The sequence below is a fragment of the Kitasatospora sp. NPDC002543 genome (assembly GCF_053594915.1).
The window spans coordinates 34,388-49,990 of record NZ_JBSFWR010000063.1; the positions used below are offsets into that span (position 1 = coordinate 34,388).

At 73.6% G+C, this 15,603-nt stretch carries 17 protein-coding genes and 1 riboswitch; of the genes, 5 read left to right on the plus strand and 12 right to left on the minus strand.

Features of this window, described 5'->3' with window-relative positions; translation table 11 throughout:
• Positions 1 to 28 precede the first annotated feature (28 nt).
• From ACWD4P_RS24370 to ACWD4P_RS24420, 11 genes are all read right to left on the minus strand, one after another.
• Entirely contained in the window at positions 29 to 1,015 is a 987-nt protein-coding gene (locus ACWD4P_RS24370) for an NAD-dependent epimerase/dehydratase family protein (RefSeq protein ID WP_359824747.1), read from the minus strand.
• Between the two features lie 154 nt (positions 1,016 to 1,169).
• Positions 1,170 to 2,216: a hemolysin family protein gene (locus ACWD4P_RS24375; protein WP_359824744.1), complete on the minus strand. Its 1,047-nt coding sequence runs from the start codon at positions 2,214 to 2,216 to the stop codon at positions 1,170 to 1,172.
• On the minus strand, positions 2,213 to 3,556 hold the full coding sequence (locus tag ACWD4P_RS24380; RefSeq protein WP_359824742.1) for a hemolysin family protein: 1,344 nt from the start codon (positions 3,554 to 3,556) through the stop codon (positions 2,213 to 2,215). The genes ACWD4P_RS24375 and ACWD4P_RS24380 overlap by 4 nt, the downstream gene beginning before the upstream one ends.
• A gap of 331 nt (positions 3,557 to 3,887) precedes the next feature.
• Positions 3,888 to 4,328, minus strand: a complete 441-nt coding sequence (locus tag ACWD4P_RS24385; protein ID WP_359824739.1) for a PH domain-containing protein — start codon at positions 4,326 to 4,328, stop codon at positions 3,888 to 3,890.
• Between the two features lie 147 nt (positions 4,329 to 4,475).
• Positions 4,476 to 5,324: an ATP phosphoribosyltransferase gene (hisG, locus tag ACWD4P_RS24390; RefSeq protein ID WP_359824737.1), complete on the minus strand. Its 849-nt coding sequence runs from the start codon at positions 5,322 to 5,324 to the stop codon at positions 4,476 to 4,478.
• Between the two features lie 121 nt (positions 5,325 to 5,445).
• On the minus strand, positions 5,446 to 5,718 hold the full coding sequence (locus ACWD4P_RS24395) for a phosphoribosyl-ATP diphosphatase (protein WP_359824735.1): 273 nt from the start codon (positions 5,716 to 5,718) through the stop codon (positions 5,446 to 5,448).
• A gap of 101 nt (positions 5,719 to 5,819) precedes the next feature.
• Entirely contained in the window at positions 5,820 to 6,293 is a 474-nt protein-coding gene (gene ribH, locus ACWD4P_RS24400; RefSeq protein WP_449781038.1) for a 6,7-dimethyl-8-ribityllumazine synthase, read from the minus strand.
• 39 nt (positions 6,294 to 6,332) lie between these two features.
• Positions 6,333 to 7,661, minus strand: coding sequence for a bifunctional 3,4-dihydroxy-2-butanone-4-phosphate synthase/GTP cyclohydrolase II (locus tag ACWD4P_RS24405; RefSeq protein ID WP_449781039.1), 1,329 nt, complete (start codon positions 7,659 to 7,661; stop codon positions 6,333 to 6,335).
• Entirely contained in the window at positions 7,658 to 8,305 is a 648-nt protein-coding gene (locus tag ACWD4P_RS24410) for a nicotinamide mononucleotide transporter family protein (RefSeq protein WP_449781040.1), read from the minus strand. The genes ACWD4P_RS24405 and ACWD4P_RS24410 overlap by 4 nt, the downstream gene beginning before the upstream one ends.
• A complete protein-coding gene (locus tag ACWD4P_RS24415; RefSeq protein ID WP_359824726.1) occupies positions 8,302 to 9,042 on the minus strand; it encodes a riboflavin synthase in 741 nt (246 codons plus the stop codon). Before ACWD4P_RS24415 ends, ACWD4P_RS24410 begins: the two co-directional genes overlap by 4 nt.
• Before the next feature lie 223 nt (positions 9,043 to 9,265).
• A riboswitch (FMN riboswitch) is annotated at positions 9,266 to 9,393 on the minus strand.
• A gap of 159 nt (positions 9,394 to 9,552) precedes the next feature.
• Positions 9,553 to 9,867, minus strand: a complete 315-nt coding sequence (locus ACWD4P_RS24420; RefSeq protein ID WP_359824723.1) for an antibiotic biosynthesis monooxygenase family protein — start codon at positions 9,865 to 9,867, stop codon at positions 9,553 to 9,555.
• A 197-nt stretch (positions 9,868 to 10,064) separates the two neighbouring features.
• Here ACWD4P_RS24420 and ACWD4P_RS24425 point away from each other — a divergent pair, with 197 nt between their 5' ends.
• Positions 10,065 to 10,760, plus strand: coding sequence for an MSMEG_1061 family FMN-dependent PPOX-type flavoprotein (locus ACWD4P_RS24425; RefSeq protein WP_359824722.1), 696 nt, complete (start codon positions 10,065 to 10,067; stop codon positions 10,758 to 10,760).
• A 134-nt stretch (positions 10,761 to 10,894) separates the two neighbouring features.
• Here the strand turns inward: ACWD4P_RS24425 and ACWD4P_RS24430 are convergent, their stop codons facing one another.
• Positions 10,895 to 11,083 carry a YegP family protein gene (locus ACWD4P_RS24430; protein ID WP_359824719.1) on the minus strand — a complete coding sequence of 63 codons (189 nt, stop codon included), beginning with the start codon at positions 11,081 to 11,083 and terminating at the stop codon, positions 10,895 to 10,897.
• Positions 11,084 to 11,271: 188 nt separating this feature from the next.
• Between ACWD4P_RS24430 and ACWD4P_RS24435 the strand changes: the two genes are divergently transcribed.
• The 4 genes from ACWD4P_RS24435 to ACWD4P_RS24450 all read left to right on the plus strand — a co-directional run bounded on the left by ACWD4P_RS24435 (position 11,272) and on the right by ACWD4P_RS24450 (position 15,512).
• Positions 11,272 to 11,685, plus strand: a complete 414-nt coding sequence (locus tag ACWD4P_RS24435) for an HIT family protein (protein ID WP_359824717.1) — start codon at positions 11,272 to 11,274, stop codon at positions 11,683 to 11,685.
• A 126-nt stretch (positions 11,686 to 11,811) separates the two neighbouring features.
• Entirely contained in the window at positions 11,812 to 12,876 is a 1,065-nt protein-coding gene (locus tag ACWD4P_RS24440) for a serine hydrolase domain-containing protein (protein ID WP_449781041.1), read from the plus strand.
• A gap of 622 nt (positions 12,877 to 13,498) precedes the next feature.
• A complete protein-coding gene (locus ACWD4P_RS24445) occupies positions 13,499 to 14,200 on the plus strand; it encodes a hypothetical protein (protein WP_449781042.1) in 702 nt (233 codons plus the stop codon).
• Positions 14,201 to 14,312: 112 nt separating this feature from the next.
• Positions 14,313 to 15,512 (plus strand): alpha/beta hydrolase family protein, encoded by a 1,200-nt coding sequence (locus tag ACWD4P_RS24450; protein WP_449781043.1) that lies wholly within the window; start codon positions 14,313 to 14,315, stop codon positions 15,510 to 15,512.
• The last annotated feature ends 91 nt before the right edge of the window (positions 15,513 to 15,603 follow it).

Here is a 15,603-nt window from a genome sequence, read left to right on the forward strand (position 1 = left end):
TCCCCCGGGTGGGGACCGGCCCGCCCGCTCAGCCGTTCAGGAGCGCGGCCTCCCGCTCCCGGTCCAGCCCGACCGTGACCCGGTCGGCCCGCTGCGGCGCGCTGCCCCCGATCGAGCGCAGCCAGGCCCAGGTGTCCGCGACGGTCTCGGCGACCGGCCGGCAGCGCAGCCCGGCGCCGAGCGCGCGCTCGACCGAGCCGGCGTGCAGGAAGTCGTACAGCTCGCCGGGCGCCAGCCAGATCGGCAGCTCGGTCCACGGCTCGACGCCCGCGGCGAGGATCCGCTCCGGGTCCGTCCAGCGCAGTTCGGCGTCCGAGCCGGTGGCCCGTACGCAGGTCTCCAGCAGTTCGCCCATGGTGGTGTGGCCGGACGGGCCGACCAGGTTGTACGGGCCGCCGAGCCGGGCCGCGGCGGCGTCCAGCATCCAGGCCGCGAGGTCGCGCGCGTCGATGTACTGGAGGGGCAGCTCGCGCGGGCCGGGGGCGAGCACCGGGCCGCCCTCGGCGATCCGGTTGAGCCACCAGGGCAGCCGGCCGATGTTCTCGTGCGGGCCGATGATCAGCCCGGCCCGGGCCAGCAGGGCCGTCCCGCCGAACTCCTCCTCCAGCGCCAGCTCCGCGCCGCGCTTGGCCTCGGCGTAGGGCACCTCGCCGGTGAGGTCCGGGGAGGACCCGACCACCGGCGCGGTCTCGTCGGCCCCTGCCACCAGCGGGTAGTCGTACACCGACCGGCTGGAGACGTAGCCGTAGTGGCCGACCCGGCCGTTCAGCAGGCGGGCGCTGTCGCGCACCGCCGCGGGGGCCCAGGACCAGGTGTCCAGCACCGCGTCCCATTCCCCCGTGCCGAGCGCCGCGAGGCCGTCCTCCGCGGTGCGGTCGCCCACCAGCACCCGGACGCCCTCGGGCGCGGGCTGCGTGCCGCGGTTGAGGGCGGTCACCTCCCAGCCCCTGGCCAGCGCCTCCTCGGCGACGACCCGGCCGACGAACTTGGTCCCACCCAGCAGCAGAAGTCTCATGCCGACCACCCTGGGGGCAGGGCGGTCGGCACGGAACGGGAGCATGCTCTGGGCGGAATCGCCGTCAGCGAACAGCCGCCGGCGAACAGCCGCCGGCGAACAGCCGTCACCGAGCGGCCGCCGGCGGGGCCGGAGCCCCGCCGGCGGACGGGCCTCAGGCCGTGGCGCGGTGGTCCGGGTCGTGCATCTCGCCGACCAGTTCCTCCAGGACGTCCTCCAGCATGACCACGCCGAGCGTGCGCCCGTCCTGGTCCAGCACGGCGGCCAGGTGGCAGGTGGCCCTGCGCATCGCCCCGAGGGCGTCGTCCAGCGGGAGACTGCCGCGCAGCACCGTGATCGGCCGCCACAGGCGGGCCGGGACGGGCGCCGACGGGTCCTCCACGTCGAGGATGTCCTTGAGGTGGACGTAGCCGAGGTAGCCGTGGCCGGCCGGGTCGCCGTCGGTGACCGGGAAGCGCGAGAAGCCGGTGCGCAGCGCCAGTTCCTCGACCTCGGCGGCGGTCGCCTTGGTGTCCACGGTGACGAGCTGCTCGGGCTCGAGCAGGACCTCGGTGACCGGGCGGCGGCCCAGTTCCAGGGCGTCCTCCAGCCGTTCCTGGCGGCTCTCGTCGAGCAGGCCCGCGTCCCGCGAGTCCGCCAGCAGGTACATCAGCTGCTCGGTGGTGAAGACCGACTCGACCTCGTCCTTGGCCTCCACCCGGAACAGCTTCAGGATGCCGTTGGCGAAGGCGTTCAGCACCCGGATCACCGGGGCGAGCCAGCGGGCCAGCCGGTCCAGCGGCGGGCCGAGCCACAGCGCGGCCCGCTCCGGGCCGGCCATGGCCATGTTCTTCGGCACCATCTCGCCCATCACCATGTGCAGGAAGACCACGACGGCGAGCGAGATCCCGTACGAGAGCGGGTGCATCAGGCCGGACGGGACACCGATCGCGTGGAACGGGCCCTCCAGCAGCGAGGCGATGGTCGGCTCGGCCAGGGCACCGAGGCCCAGCGAGCAGACGGTGATGCCGAGCTGGGCGGCGGCCAGCATCGCGGAGACGTTGGACAGCGCGTGCAGCACGACGCGGGCGCGCTTGTGCCCGGCCTCGGCGAGCGGCTCGATCTGGCTGCGGCGCACCGACACCACGGCGAACTCGGCGCCGACGAAGAAGGCGTTGCCGAGCAGGAGCAGCAGCGCGACGGCCAGTTGCAGGGCGGTCATCGGCCCTCCTCCCGGTCCTCGTCGAACTGCGCGGGCGCGGTGGTGCGCTCCACCCGGACCTCGGTGGTGCGGTGGCGGTCGACACCGGTCACGGTGAAGCGCCAGCCGGGCAGCTCGGCCTGCTCGCCCACCTCGGGAAGCTTGCCGAGCAGGTCGGAGACCAGACCGGCCAGGGTCTCGTACGGGCCGTCCGGGGCGTTCAGGCCGATCCGCTCCAGCTGGTCGATCCGGGCGCGGCCGTCGGCCTCCCAGACCGGCAGGCCGTTGACCGGCGGCAGCGGGAGCAGCTCGGGGTGGTCGTCGGGGTCGTGCTCGTCCTGCACCTCGCCGACGATCTCCTCGACGATGTCCTCGACGGTGACGACACCGGCGGTGCCGCCGTACTCGTCGACCACGATGGCCATCGGCTGGAGGCGGCGGAGCCGGTCGAGCAGCCGCTCGGCGGGCAGCGTCTCGGGCACCAGCAGCGGCGGCGAGGCCAGCTCGCCGACCCGCACCAGACCGCGCCGGGCGGCCGGGACGGACAGGGCGTCCTTGAGCGTGACGATGCCGGCGACCTCGTCCAGGCTGTCGGTGTAGACCGGGAAGCGGGACAGGCCGGTGGCCCGGGTCAGGTTGATGACGTCGGAGGCGGTGGCATCCCGTTGGAGCGCGGCGACGTCCACGCGCGGGGTCATCACGGACTCGGCGGTCAGCTCGCTCAGCGCGAGGGTGCGGACGAACAGGGTCGCCGACTCCTCGTCTATCGCACCGGCCTTGGCCGAGTGGCGGGCCAGCGAGACCAGCTCGTCCGGGGTGCGGGCGTGCCCGAGCTCCTCCTGCGGCTCGATGCCGAAGGCCCGGACGGTCCGGTCGGCGGCGCCGTTGAGGAAGCTGATCAGCGGGCGGCAGACCACGGAGAAGGCCATGTGCGGGGCGGCGACCGCGCGGGCCACCTGGAGCGGGCGGGAGATCGCCCAGTTCTTCGGGACCAGCTCGCCGATCACCATCTGGACGACGGTGGCCAGCACCATGCCGACGATCACGGCGACGCCGCGGGTGGCGGAGTCGGGCACGCCGATGCCGGACATGACGGGCGCGAGCAGGGTCGACAGGGCCGGCTCGGCGAGCATGCCGACCACCAGCGAGGTGACGGTGATGCCGAGCTGGGCGCCGGAGAGTTCGAAGGAGAGGTGCCGCAGGGCCCTGGCGACGCGGCGGGACTTGACGTCGCCCGTCTCCGCGGAGCGTTCCACCTCACCGCGCTCGACGGTCACGAAGGCGAACTCGGCGGCCACGAACAGGCCGTTGGCGAGGATCAGGAGAACGGCTGCGAGCAACAGCAGCCAGGCGGTGATCACAGTGCCGCCTGCCTTCCGGAGGTCGGAAGCGAGGCGGCGCAGGTACTACCGGACGGATCGTCCATCGAGGGGGAGTGTCACTCCTCAGGTCGGGTTCGGGCACTCGATTTCGGGCAGGGCGAACTTTGCCCTGCTTTTACCAGCGTAGACCATAGCCGGACGGAGGCAGGGGCCCGGTCGGCCCACCGGGGCGGGGAGCCCCAGGTGGGAGGGCCTCCGGTGCGGACCGGAGCGCGCCCGGGGCCCGGCCTCCGGGGGCTGTGCGCCGGGACTGTGTGCCAGGCCGGTGCGCCGGGCCTGTGCGCCGGGGGCCGCGGGGCCCGTCCCGGGCTCAGGCGGCGGCGCGCTGCTCGACCAGGTCGCGCAGCGCGCGGGCGTGCGCGATCGCCTGGTCCTTGCCGACCCCGGACTGGATGCCCACCGCGGCGAGCGAGGTGCCGTCGGCCAGGTCGAGGGTGGCCCACGGGTCGCCCTGGCGGAAGTTGACCCGGACGATCTCGGCCCAGGACAGCCGGCGGCTGCGGACGAAGTTGACCACCGTCACGCCCTGCTCGTCGGCGCTCACCCGGGGGCGGGCCAGCATCAGGCCGACGCCGGCGAACAGCAGGCCGCTGGAGACCATCATGATCCGGTCGTTGAGCTGCCAGTTCTGCGGGAGCAGCACGGCCATCGCGGAGAACAGCACCACCAGCAGCACGCAGACCGGCAGCAGCACGGCGCGGGTGCGGCGCGGCGCCCAGGTGACGGGGAACTCGACGGACGGCGTGGACACGTGGGTCTCCGGGGGTGGCTCTGGTGGCGGCAGCACGAGGGGCGGGGACGCGGTCGGCGTCCCCGCCCCATTGAACCGTTCTTTACTCACGAGCCGGCGCGCAGGTCACCCGTACGCGCTGGTCGGAAGCGGTGGACGAGCCGCCGCTCAGAGGCGGCAGGCGTGGATGTTGGTGACCAGGATGGCCCGGGCGCCGATGCCCCACAGGTCGTCCATGATCTGCTGGGCCTCCTTGCGGAGCACCATCGAACGCACCGCGACCCAGCCCTCGGTGTGCAGCGGCGAGACGGTCGGCGACTCCAGGCCCGGGGTGAGCGCGACGGCCGCGCCGACCTTCTCGGCGCGGATGTCGTAGTCCATCAGCACGTAGCGGCGGGCCACCAGCACGCCCTGGAGGCGGCGCAGGAACTGCTCCACCCGCGGGTCCTCACCGGCGCCCTTGGGCCGGATCACCACCGCGTCGGAGATCAGGATCGGCTCGCCGAACACCTCCAGGCCCGCGTTGCGCAGGCTGGTGCCGGTCTCCACCACGTCGGCGATCACGTCGGCGACGCCCAGCTGCACCGCGGTCTCGACCGCGCCGTCCAGCTTGGTGACCGTCGCCTTCACGCCGTGGTCGGCCAGGTGCTGCTCGACCAGACCGGTGTACGAGGTGGCGATCCGCAGGCCCTCCAGGCCCTTGACGTCCTCGACGTCCACGCCCTCGGGGCGGGCGAAACGGAAGGTCGACCCGGCGAAGCCGAGGGCGAGCACCTCCTCGGCGTTGGAGTGCGAGTCCAGCAGCAGGTCGCGGCCGGTGATGCCGACGTCGAGGCGGCCCGAACCGACGTAGACCGCGATGTCGCGCGGACGGAGGAAGAAGAACTCCACCTCGTTGTTCGGGTCGACGAGGACGAGCTCCTTGGGGTCCTTCCGCTGGCGGTAGCCGGCCTCATGGAGCATCTCCGCCGCGGGACCCGAGAGAGAACCCTTGTTGGGGACGGCGATGCGCAGCATGGGAGGTTGCTTCCTTACCTGTTGGGAGGGGTGTTGCCCGGACGAGCGGGAGCTCTCCGGGCGGTTGCCCAGGTGCTCCGGAGTGCTCCGGAGTGCTCCGGGTTTCTCTGGGGGTAGGTGCTCAGAGGTACTTGTAGACGTCGTCGAGCTTCAGGCCACGGGCGATCATCATCACCTGAAGGTGGTAGAGGAGCTGGGAGATCTCCTCCGCCGTCTGCTCGTCCGACTGGAACTCGGCGGCCATCCAGACCTCGGCGGCCTCCTCGACGACCTTCTTGCCGATCGCATGGACGCCCTGCTGGACGAGCTGCGCGGTACGGGAGGACGAGGGGTCGCCGGTGGCGGCCTTCTGCTGGAGCTCGGCGAAGAGCTCCTCGAATGTCTTCGAAGCCATGATGGGCCCACCTTACGGCGTGCGGGCGGACGGACGGTAAACGGTCCCGGAGCGTGGACAGTCGGGTGGACGTCCACGCCCCGGGACCGCACGGACTGTGATCAGAGCGCGGCGCGCAGCGCCACGGCGGTGGCGACGGCCGCAGTGACGGCCTCGTGTCCCTTGTCCTCGCGGGAGCCCGGCAGGCCCGCGCGGTCGATCGCCTGCTCCTCGTTGTCGCAGGTCAGGACGCCGAAGCCGACCGGGACACCGGTGTCGACGCTGACCTGGGTGAGGCCGGAGGTGGCCGCCTGGCAGACGTAGTCGAAGTGCGGGGTGCCGCCGCGCACGACCACGCCGAGGGCGACGACGGCGTCGTAGCCGCGCTCGGCGAGGCGCTTGGCGGCCACCGGCAGCTCGAAGGTGCCGGGCACCCGCAGCACGGTCGGCTCGACGACGCCCAGCTCCTTGAGCGCGCGGTGGGCGCCGTCCAGCAGGCCGTTCATCACCTGGTCGTGCCACTGGGCGGCGACGACGGCGACCTTGAGGTCGGCGGCGCCTTCGATGGTCAGCTGGGGGGCTCCGTGGCCGCTCATGTCTCTCGTCCGTTCAGTCGTGCGGGTGGGTGTGGTGGTTCAGGAGCCCAGACCGGGCAGGTCGTGGCCCATCCTGTCGCGCTTGGTGCGCAGGTAGCGCAGGTTGTGCTCGCCGGGCGTGACCTCGACCGCCTCGCGCCCCTTGACCTTGAGCCCGTGCTCGGTGAGCGCGGTCAGCTTCTCGGGGTTGTTGGTGAGCAGGGTGAGCGAGCGGACGCCGAGGTCCGCCAGCATCTGGGCCGCGATGCTGTAGTCGCGGGCGTCGGCGGGCAGGCCGAGGTCCAGGTTGGCGTCGACGGTGTCCCGTCCCTGCTCCTGCAGCTCGTACGCGCGCAGCTTGTGGGCCAGGCCGATCCCGCGCCCCTCGTGGCCGCGCAGGTACAGCACCACGCCGCGACCGGCCTCGGCGACCCGCTTCAGCGAGGACTCCAGCTGCGGGCCGCAGTCGCAGCGCAGCGAACCGAAGACGTCGCCGGTCAGGCACTCGGAGTGGACCCGGACCAGGACGTCCTCGCCGTCCGGCAGCCGGCCCGAGGCGTCCAGACCGCCGGCCGGGCCGCCGGAAGCCACCAGCGCGAGGTGCTCGACGCCGTCCAGGGTGCCCCGGTAGCCGACGGCCGTGAACTCCCCGTGCTCGGTGGGCAGGGCGGTGGTGGCGGCCCGGTCGACGTGCAGCTCGGTGCGGCGGCGGTAGGCGATCAGGTCCTCGATCGAGATGATCGCCAGGCCGTGCTCGCGGGCGAAGGCGACCAGCTCGGGCAGCCTGGCCATGGTGCCGTCGTCGTTGACCACCTCGGCGATCGCGCCGGCCGGCGACAGCCCCGCGAGCCGGGCCAGGTCGACGGCGGCCTCGGTGTGGCCGGGGCGCACCAGCACGCCGCCCTCGACGGCGCGCAGCGGGAAGACGTGCCCGGGGCGGGTCAGGTCGCCGGGCTCGGTGCCGGGCGAGGAGAGCAGCCGGACGGTACGGGCGCGGTCGGCGGCGGAGATGCCGGTGTCGACCCCCTCCCGGGCGTCCACCGAGACGGTGTACGCGGTGCCCTTGCGGTCCTCGTTGACCTGGGTCATCGGGGGGAGCTTGAGGCGGTCCAGCTCCTCGCCGGTCATCGGGGCGCAGATCACGCCGGAGCTGTAGCGGATGGTGAAGGCCATCAGCTCGGGGGTCGCGGCGGAGGCGGCGAAGACGAGGTCGCCCTCGTTCTCCCGGTCCTCGTCGTCGACCACGACCACGGCACGGCCGAGGGCGATGTCGGCGATCGCGCGCTCGACCGGGTCGAGGACGAGTTCGGGCGTCGCGGCGGACTCGGTGGCGGGGGCGGGGCCGGTGGTGGCACCGTCGCTGGACTGGTTCTCGGTCATCTCGGTCATGCCGTGGCTCCCTGCGGGACGTTGGCGGACTTGGCGCGCGGCTCACGGGTGCTCAGCCACCAGGACCGCAGGCCGAGCAGCACCAGGACGAAGTAGACGGAGTAGGTGAGGCCGGAGAAGGTGTAGCCGCTGTTGAAGGCGAACGGCACGCCCACCGCGTCGACCGCGATCCAGGCGAACCAGAACTCCACCCAGCCGCGGGCCTGGGCGACCATCGCGGCCAGCGTGCCGACGAAGATGTAGGCGTCCGACCAGGGGCTCCAGGACAGGCTGGGGAAGGACGTGAAGAGCAGGGCCAGCGCGACCGTGCCGGCCGCCGTCCCCGCCGCCAGCACCAGCCGCTCGGGCCAGCTCGCGAACCGAACGGCGATCGAGCCGCCCTCGCGGCGGCCCCGCTGCCACTGCGCCCAGCCCCAGGCGGCGGTGACGATCACGATCAGCTGCTTGCCGATCAGGCCGGGGACGTGGCCGCCGAAGTAGGCCGCGATCAGCACCGCGCCGGACAGCAGCTGGACCGGCCAGCTCCAGACCGAGCGGCGCCAGCCGAGCGCGAGCCCGCCGAGGCCGAGGATGTTGCCGAACATGTCGGCCCACTTGACGTGTTCGCCGAGGACGGTGAACGCCTCGCCGCTGAGCCAGCTCACTTGGACTCCCCCGGGGTTGTGCCGGTCGGCAGGTCGGACAGGGTGGACGGGGCGGAGTCGGCGGACGGGCCGGCCCCGGCGGAGGGGGCGGCGGGCAGGTTCGGCAGGGCGCGGGACTCCAGGAGCCGCTCGACGTACTTCGCGAGCACGTCCACCTCCAGGTTGACGCTCTCCCCGACGGCCTTGGCACCGAGCGTCGTCAGCGCCAGGGTGGTCGGGATGAGGCTCACGGTGAAGCTGTCCTTCGCCGCCTCCACCACGGTGAGGCTGACGCCGTCGACCGTGATCGAGCCCTTCTCCACCAGGTAGCGGGAGATCGAGTCGGGCAGCGAGAACCGCAGCACCTCCCAGCGCAGCTCGCCCGCCGCGTCGCGCTCGCCGGGCTCACGGCTCAACAGCCGCCCGGTGCCGTCGACATGGCCCTGGACGAGGTGGCCGCCCAGCCGGGCACCGAGCGCCATGGCGCGCTCCAGATTGACCCGGGAGCCGGGCGCCAACTCGCCGAGGCTGGAACGGTGCAGCGTCTCGGCCATCACGTCGGCACTGAACTCACCGGTGCCGGCGGCCAGTTCCGGCGCGCTGTCGACGACGGTCAGGCACACGCCGTTGACCGCGATGGAATCGCCGTGCCGGGCACCCGTACAGACCACCGGGCCGCGCAGGCGGATCCGCGAGGAGTCGCCGATCTCCACGATCGACACGACCTCGCCGAGCTCTTCGATGATGCCGGTGAACACCCGGGTTCTCCTCGCGCTTGGGCGCGGACTCCGGGGTGGCATGGGAGATGACGCGGACGGGCACCGGCGCACCGGCCCGGGGCACGACCCGTCGCCGGGGATGCCGAGGCCGCCGGGAGATCGCTCGCCCGGCACGGGAGACACCGCTCCCGCCGTACACCTGGCCGTGGACCGGGAGGCAGTCTCCTGCCGTCGGACCCACGGGTACTGCTCTTCGTCCGCCCGCGCACGCCTCCCATCCGGACTTTAACCGTCGGTCCAGGAATTTCACCTGGTCAACCGGCCGCTGGCTGCGGACGGGTCGCGGACTGTAACCGCCGGTTCGGATTTTCACCGACCCCGGAGTGCGCTGAACGTCACTGCTTGATGCCGTCATTGTGCCACGGTCGACGCAAGCGCAGGGAGAGCCTTCCGCTGTGGTCTGTTTCACGGGCTTGCGGGGAATGCGCGGCGGGGTGCTCCGGCCGCGGGGCGGGGTGCTCCGGCCGCCGGGGGCGGGGCGCGCCCTCCTCAGCGGGGCGCGGGGGTGGTGATCGACGTGAAGTGGGTGACCTCCGGGGGGTGGGCGAGGTAGCTCAGCTCGCCCTCCGACCAGACCGGCCGGATCCGCCACATCGGCCCCGCGTACCCGCGCAGGGCCTCCTCGTCGCGCCAGCGGCTCAGCACCAGCACCCGGTGCCGGTCCTCGGGCACCGAGCGCAGCAGCTCGCCGCCGAAGCAGCCGTCGGTCCGCCCGAGCTGCGGGATCACCTGGGCGGCCAGGTGCGCGCAGAACTCCTCGAGGCGACCGGTCAGGACCTGTCCGGTCCAGATCCTCACGATCACGACCACCACCTCCGGCTGGCGTCCGTGCTCCCGCCGGTTCCTGGCACAGCAGCCAGGACCCAGCAGTCCCTGGCCCCATTATGAGCGGAAAACCGCTGGTGGGGAGGGGTGGCGCCGAGATTTCACGGAGGACTTCCGGCGCCGGGAGCGGGCTGCGGGAGCGAGGCCCGCCGAGCGGGCTCGGCTACATTCGCGGTATGACGACCACACCGGAATCTACCGCTCCGTCAACCACCGCACCGGACCGGCCGGGCAGCCTGTTCGACGCCCTCCGGGCGGGCGCGCTCAGCGAGCCCGCCCAGCTGCGCGAGGTCTACGAGCAGCCCGGCGAGCAGGCGCGCCGCAAGCAGGTCGACCGCCTGCACGAGGTCGCCCAGCGCCTGATCGCCTGCTCCTCGCTGGTCTTCGTGGCCAGCACGGACGCCGCCGGGCGCTGCGACGTCTCCCCGCGCGGCGGGCCGGCAGGGCTGGTCTCGGTGCTCGACGAGTACACCCTGGCCATCCCGGACGCCACCGGCAACAAGCGGCTGGACACCCTGCACAACGTCCTGGAGACCGGCCGGGTCGGACTGCTCTTCGTCGTCCCCGGCCGGGACGCCACCCTGCGGGTCAACGGACGGGCCTGCGTCTCCACCGACCCGGAGCTGCTGCGGCAGCTGACCGCCGTCGGCAAGCCGCCGCGCAGCGCGATCGTGGTCGCCGTCGAGGAGGTGTACGGGCACTGCCCGAAGGCCTTCCTGCGCTCCTCGGCGTGGAAGCCGGAGAACTGGCTCGCCGGGGACGCGCAGCCGAGTTCGGCGGAGGTCACGCTCTCGCACCTGCGGGACGAATCGCTGACCGTGGAGATCATCGAGCAGTACGAGCGGGAGGCGCTGCTGTACCGGTACGAGTGAGCGGCCGGGGGCGGCTCGTCGGGTGGGCGGGCGGCTCGTCGGATGCGGGCGGGCGGCCCGTCGGGTGGTGGGCGGCGGGTCCTGGCGGCGGGCCCGGCCCGTTCGGGGGCGCGGGCCCGCGCCGGCCCCGGGTCTCAGGCCGCCTTGGGAACGTCCACCACGGACGCGCCGTCGGCGGCCCGCTGAACCGCCTCGACGCCCTTGTGGGCCGCGTCCTTGCTGGCGTAGCCCTGGCCGGTGGCGACGATCTCGCCGTTGCCCGCCTTGAGCCGGAACCGGTACTTGCCGCCGGCGTCCTGGTAGATCTCGAACTTGCCCGCCATCCGGGCCACCTCCTCGTCCTCGCGGGGCCTCGTCGTGGAGCGCGCGGTGCGCCCGCTGTCCGGCCCCCGGCGCCACCGTGCGCCCCGGACCTCGGCGCCCGCACCCGGGCCGCAGCCGGACGGGTGAAGCCGGATCCGCGGGGGTTCGCGGAGGTGCCGGGGCGGTCGCCGGTGGTTTGAATGGACGGATGGACTGCGTCTTCTGTGCCGTGGTGGCGGGCGAGGAGCCGGCGCACCGGGTACTGGACGACGAGGCGGCGGTGGCCTTCCTGGACCGTCGGCCGCTGTTCCCCGGGCACGTCCTGGTCGTGCCGCGCGCCCACCACCCGACGCTCGCCGACCTGCCGGCGGCCGAGGTCGGACCGTTCTTCCTGCGGGTCCAGCGGGTGGCGGCGGCCGTGGAGCGCGGGCTGGGCGCGGCGGGCAGCTTCGTGGCGGCGAACAACCGGATCAGTCAGTCGGTGCCGCACCTGCACGTCCACGTGGTGCCGCGCAATCCGAAGGACGGGCTGCGCGGGTTCTTCTGGCCCCGGCGGCGGTACCCGGACGAGGCGGGCGCGGCGGAGGTCGCGGCTCGGCTCCGGGAGGCCCTGGAGGGCTGAGGGGGTGCGGCGGCGCACGTCCACCCGGGCGTCCCCCCGGGCGTCCCCCCGCAGGCGTATCGGAGGGGGTCGAAATCCTATTCCGGTCGGATGATCATGCCGCTGCGGGCGCCTAGGCTCGCGAGCATGAACGAACTCGCCTGCCTCGTGCAGCAGACGGCCGACCGGCTCGCGGGCCGACACGTCGGTGCGGTGGTCGCCGGACTGGCCGGCGGCGACGTGGAGATCCGCGGCGCCGGACGGACCGGTCCGGGCGGCGGGGTGCCCGGGCCGCACACGCTGTTCGACATAGGCTCCGTCACCAAGGTGTTCACCTCACTCGTACTGGCGCGGCTGGCCCTCGACGGTGCGGTGCGGCTGGACGAACCGCTCGCCGAGGTGCTCGGCGGGGCCCCGGACGGCCGTGCCGCCGTCCCCGCCAAGGGACCGCAGCCCATCACCCTGCGGCACCTCGCCACCCACACCTCGGGGCTCCCCCGGCTGCCCAGGGGCATGCTGGCACCGTCGCTGCTGTCGCCCAACAGGCCCGACCCGTACGCCGATTGCACCGCCGAGCGGGTGCTCGACGGGCTCGCGCGGACCCGGTTGCGGACCACGCCCGGGCGCGGATTCCGCTACTCCAACCTCGGCGCGGGGCTGCTCGGCCTGGCCCTCGCGCGGCGGTCCGGCCTCGGGTTCGAGGAGTTGGTGGCGCGCGAGGTCTGCGCTCCGCTGGGCTTGGCGGACACCTGCGTGCGGTCGGACCGGGAGCAGTCCGCGCGGGTGGCGCACGGGCACACGCCTGGCGGCCGACCGGTGCCGCACTGGACCTTCGCGGACGTGCCCGGCATGGGCGGCCTGCGGTCGACCGCCGCCGACCTGACGACGTTCCTGCGGGCCCAACTGGCCGCCGAGCGCGAGCCGGAGGCGCCGCTGTCGCCCGCGATCGCCCTCACCCGGGAGACCCGCCACCGGGTCAACCCCTTCGCCTGGACGCACCTGGGCTGGCTCGGGCACCGGCTGCACACCCAGCAGGGCGGACACCTCCAGATCTGGCACAACGGGGGCACCGGCGGATTCCGCTCGTTCGTGGCCTTCGATCCGGAGAAGCAGGTGGGCGTGGTGGTGCTGGTCAACACCCGGCGCTCGGCGGATCCGGCGGGCACGGCACTGCTGCGCAGGCTGCAGAACGGGTTCGCGACGGCGGGCTGAGGGTGTTCGCCGGCTCCGGCCCCGGCGTCGCGGCCCCGCTCTGCCTTTGCTTCCCGTCTCGGCGTCCTTGCGCTTCCCGGTCGCTTTCCCCATCGCCCGGAATGTGCCGATCGGCACTGTTGTCGGGCGCGACGCGTGGTCGATCCTGAGCTTGCGGACCTGCCCGGGGCCCGCGGAGCGGAAGGAGCTCGTCATGGCGGTCGTGCTGTCACCCGGCGCGGGAGGCGCCCGCCTTCCCCGCACCCACCCCCGCGGCGGGAGGGCTCGGCCGGGGCGAGATGACGGCGGGGTCGATTCGGGCCAAAAGGTGCTGATTGGCACTGTCGCCAGGGGCTGCGGCGGTCGATGCTGGGGATCCGACAGTCGGGGTTCCGGATGGGAGTCCGTCGAGTGAGAGGGGGCCGACATGGCGGTGACGTGGTCGACGGCGCGGGTGCGGTCAGCCGGTTCGGTCGGCACGACGGGTGCCACCGGTGCGACGGGTTCCCCGGGTTCCCCGGGTTCGGCGGATCCCACGGGTTTCGCGGGTTCGGCGGATCCCACGGGTTTCGCGGGTTCGGCCGAGTCGGCCGAGTCGGCAGGTTCGACCGGGTCGGTCGGCCGGCTCGGGCCGCTGGTGCGGGTGCACCGGCGGTTGCGGCCGCTGTCCCGGGCGGCGCGGGTGTGGCTGCACTCCTGCGGGGTGGCCGCCTCCCTGGCCATCTGCCTGGCGCTCGGTGACTGGTGGCCCGCGCCCCTGCTGGCCGCCGCGGGCGTGGTCGCGGTGAGCGGGTACGAGCGGCTGCGGCCCGCGCCCGGGCTGCGGTCGGTACGGGTCCACGAGGGCGGGCTGGTGCTGGTCCAGGCAGGCGGCCAGGAGGACCCACTGCCCTGGCGTGCGATCGAGGCCACCGAGTACACCCCGTACACCCCGGGAGGGCCGCACGGGGGGCAGGAGCACGGGCGAATATGGCCGGCCGGTGCGGACGAGCCGCTGGCGCTGGCGCACCTGCACGGGCTGGGCGAGCTCTTCGATGAGCTGGAGGAGCGCCTCTCCCCCGGCCTCCGGGCCGGCCTGCACGAGACGCTGCGCGCCGAGGGGAGCGTCCGCTTCGTACGGGGGCGGCTGACGGTGACGGCCTGCGGGCTGGTGCACCGGCCACCGCACCCGCTCGCCGCGAAGGAGGTCCACCGGTGGACGGAGGTGTGCTCGGCCCGAGCCTCCGGATTCGGCGAGCTGGAGATCCGGACGCACTCGGCCGGCCTGCCGCTCACCTTCCCGGTGCTCAACGCCCGCGCGGTCGCCGGCTTCCTGGAGGACCTCCGGACGGCATCCGCCGGGTGACCGACCGAGCCCGGAGCCACCCCCCTAGGGGCACCGCCCGTCCTTCCCGGAAGGGACCAGTACGCCGCTGAGTGGACGTCAGCTCCCTTGCGGGCGAACTACCGTCACTGACATGAGTCGACTCCGCACGACCGCCGCCGCAGCGGCCCTGCTGCTCGCACTGCCGCTGTCCGTCGCCGCTGCCGCGCCCGCCCTGGCCTCGGCACCGCCCGTCAACTCCGCCACCGCGCCCGCCTCTTCGGGGACGGACACCCGGGCCTCCGCCCGGATCGAACTCCCCCGCCCCACCGGGCCGTACGCGGTCGGGCAGGAGGTACTGCACCTGGTGGACAAGAACCGTCCGGACCCATGGGTGCCCTCCGCCGGTCCGCGCCAACTCATGGTCTCGATGTACTACCCCGCGCGCGCCGGAACGGGCACCCCCGCGCCCTACATGACGCCCGCCGCCGCCCGGGCCCTGCTGGACGACAAGCTGCCGGGCAACACCATCCCGACGGAGGCCGTGTCCGGCACCCGGACGTGGGCCAAGTCCGGGGCGCGCCCGCAGGGCGGCCACTACCCGCTGGTCGTCCTGTCCCCGGGCTTCACCATGCCGCGCGCCACGCTCAGCAGCCTCGCCGAGGACCTGACCAGCCGCGGCTACGTCGTCGCCCTGGTCGACCACACCTACGAGAACACCGGAACCACCTTCCCCGACGGGCAGACCATCCCCTGCGACCTGTGCGGGAAGCTGAGGACCCGGGAGGACTGGGCGGGCCTGGACGCGAGCCGGGCGAAGGACGTCTCCTTCGTCATCGACCGGTTGACCGACCGGCCGCACCCCGCCTGGCGCTACGCCCGTCTGATCGACCGCGACCGGATCGCCATGGCCGGGCACTCCGCCGGCGGCGCCGCCACCGTCCCGGCCCTGCTCACCGACGACCGGATCCGGGCCGGGGTGGACCTGGACGGCACCATGGACTACGCGGTACCCGACTCCGGCATCGGCGGCAAGCCGTACCTGATGATGGGCCACCCGCTGGCCGGCGGCGGCGAGGACGGCACCTGGACCGAGGCCTGGTCCCGGCTGGACGGCTGGAAGCGCTGGCTGACCGTCGACGGCACCGGCCACAGCAGCTTCACCGACTTCCCGCTGTTCACCGACGGGCTCGACGTCCCCAAGGACCCGGAGAGCACCATCGAAGGCCGACGGGCCGTCTCCCTCACCCGGCAGTACGTCGGGGCGTTCTTCGACCTCCAGCTGAAGGGCATCCCGCAGCCCCTGCTCGACGGGCCGAGCGCCGCCAACCCCGAGGTGCGGTTCACCCCCTGACGGCGGCCGCCGCTCGCGACGAAGGCCACTTCGACAGGGTGCGGGGCCGTCGGCCGAGCGCCGGCGCCGCCCGTCGGCCAGTAGCGCCGAC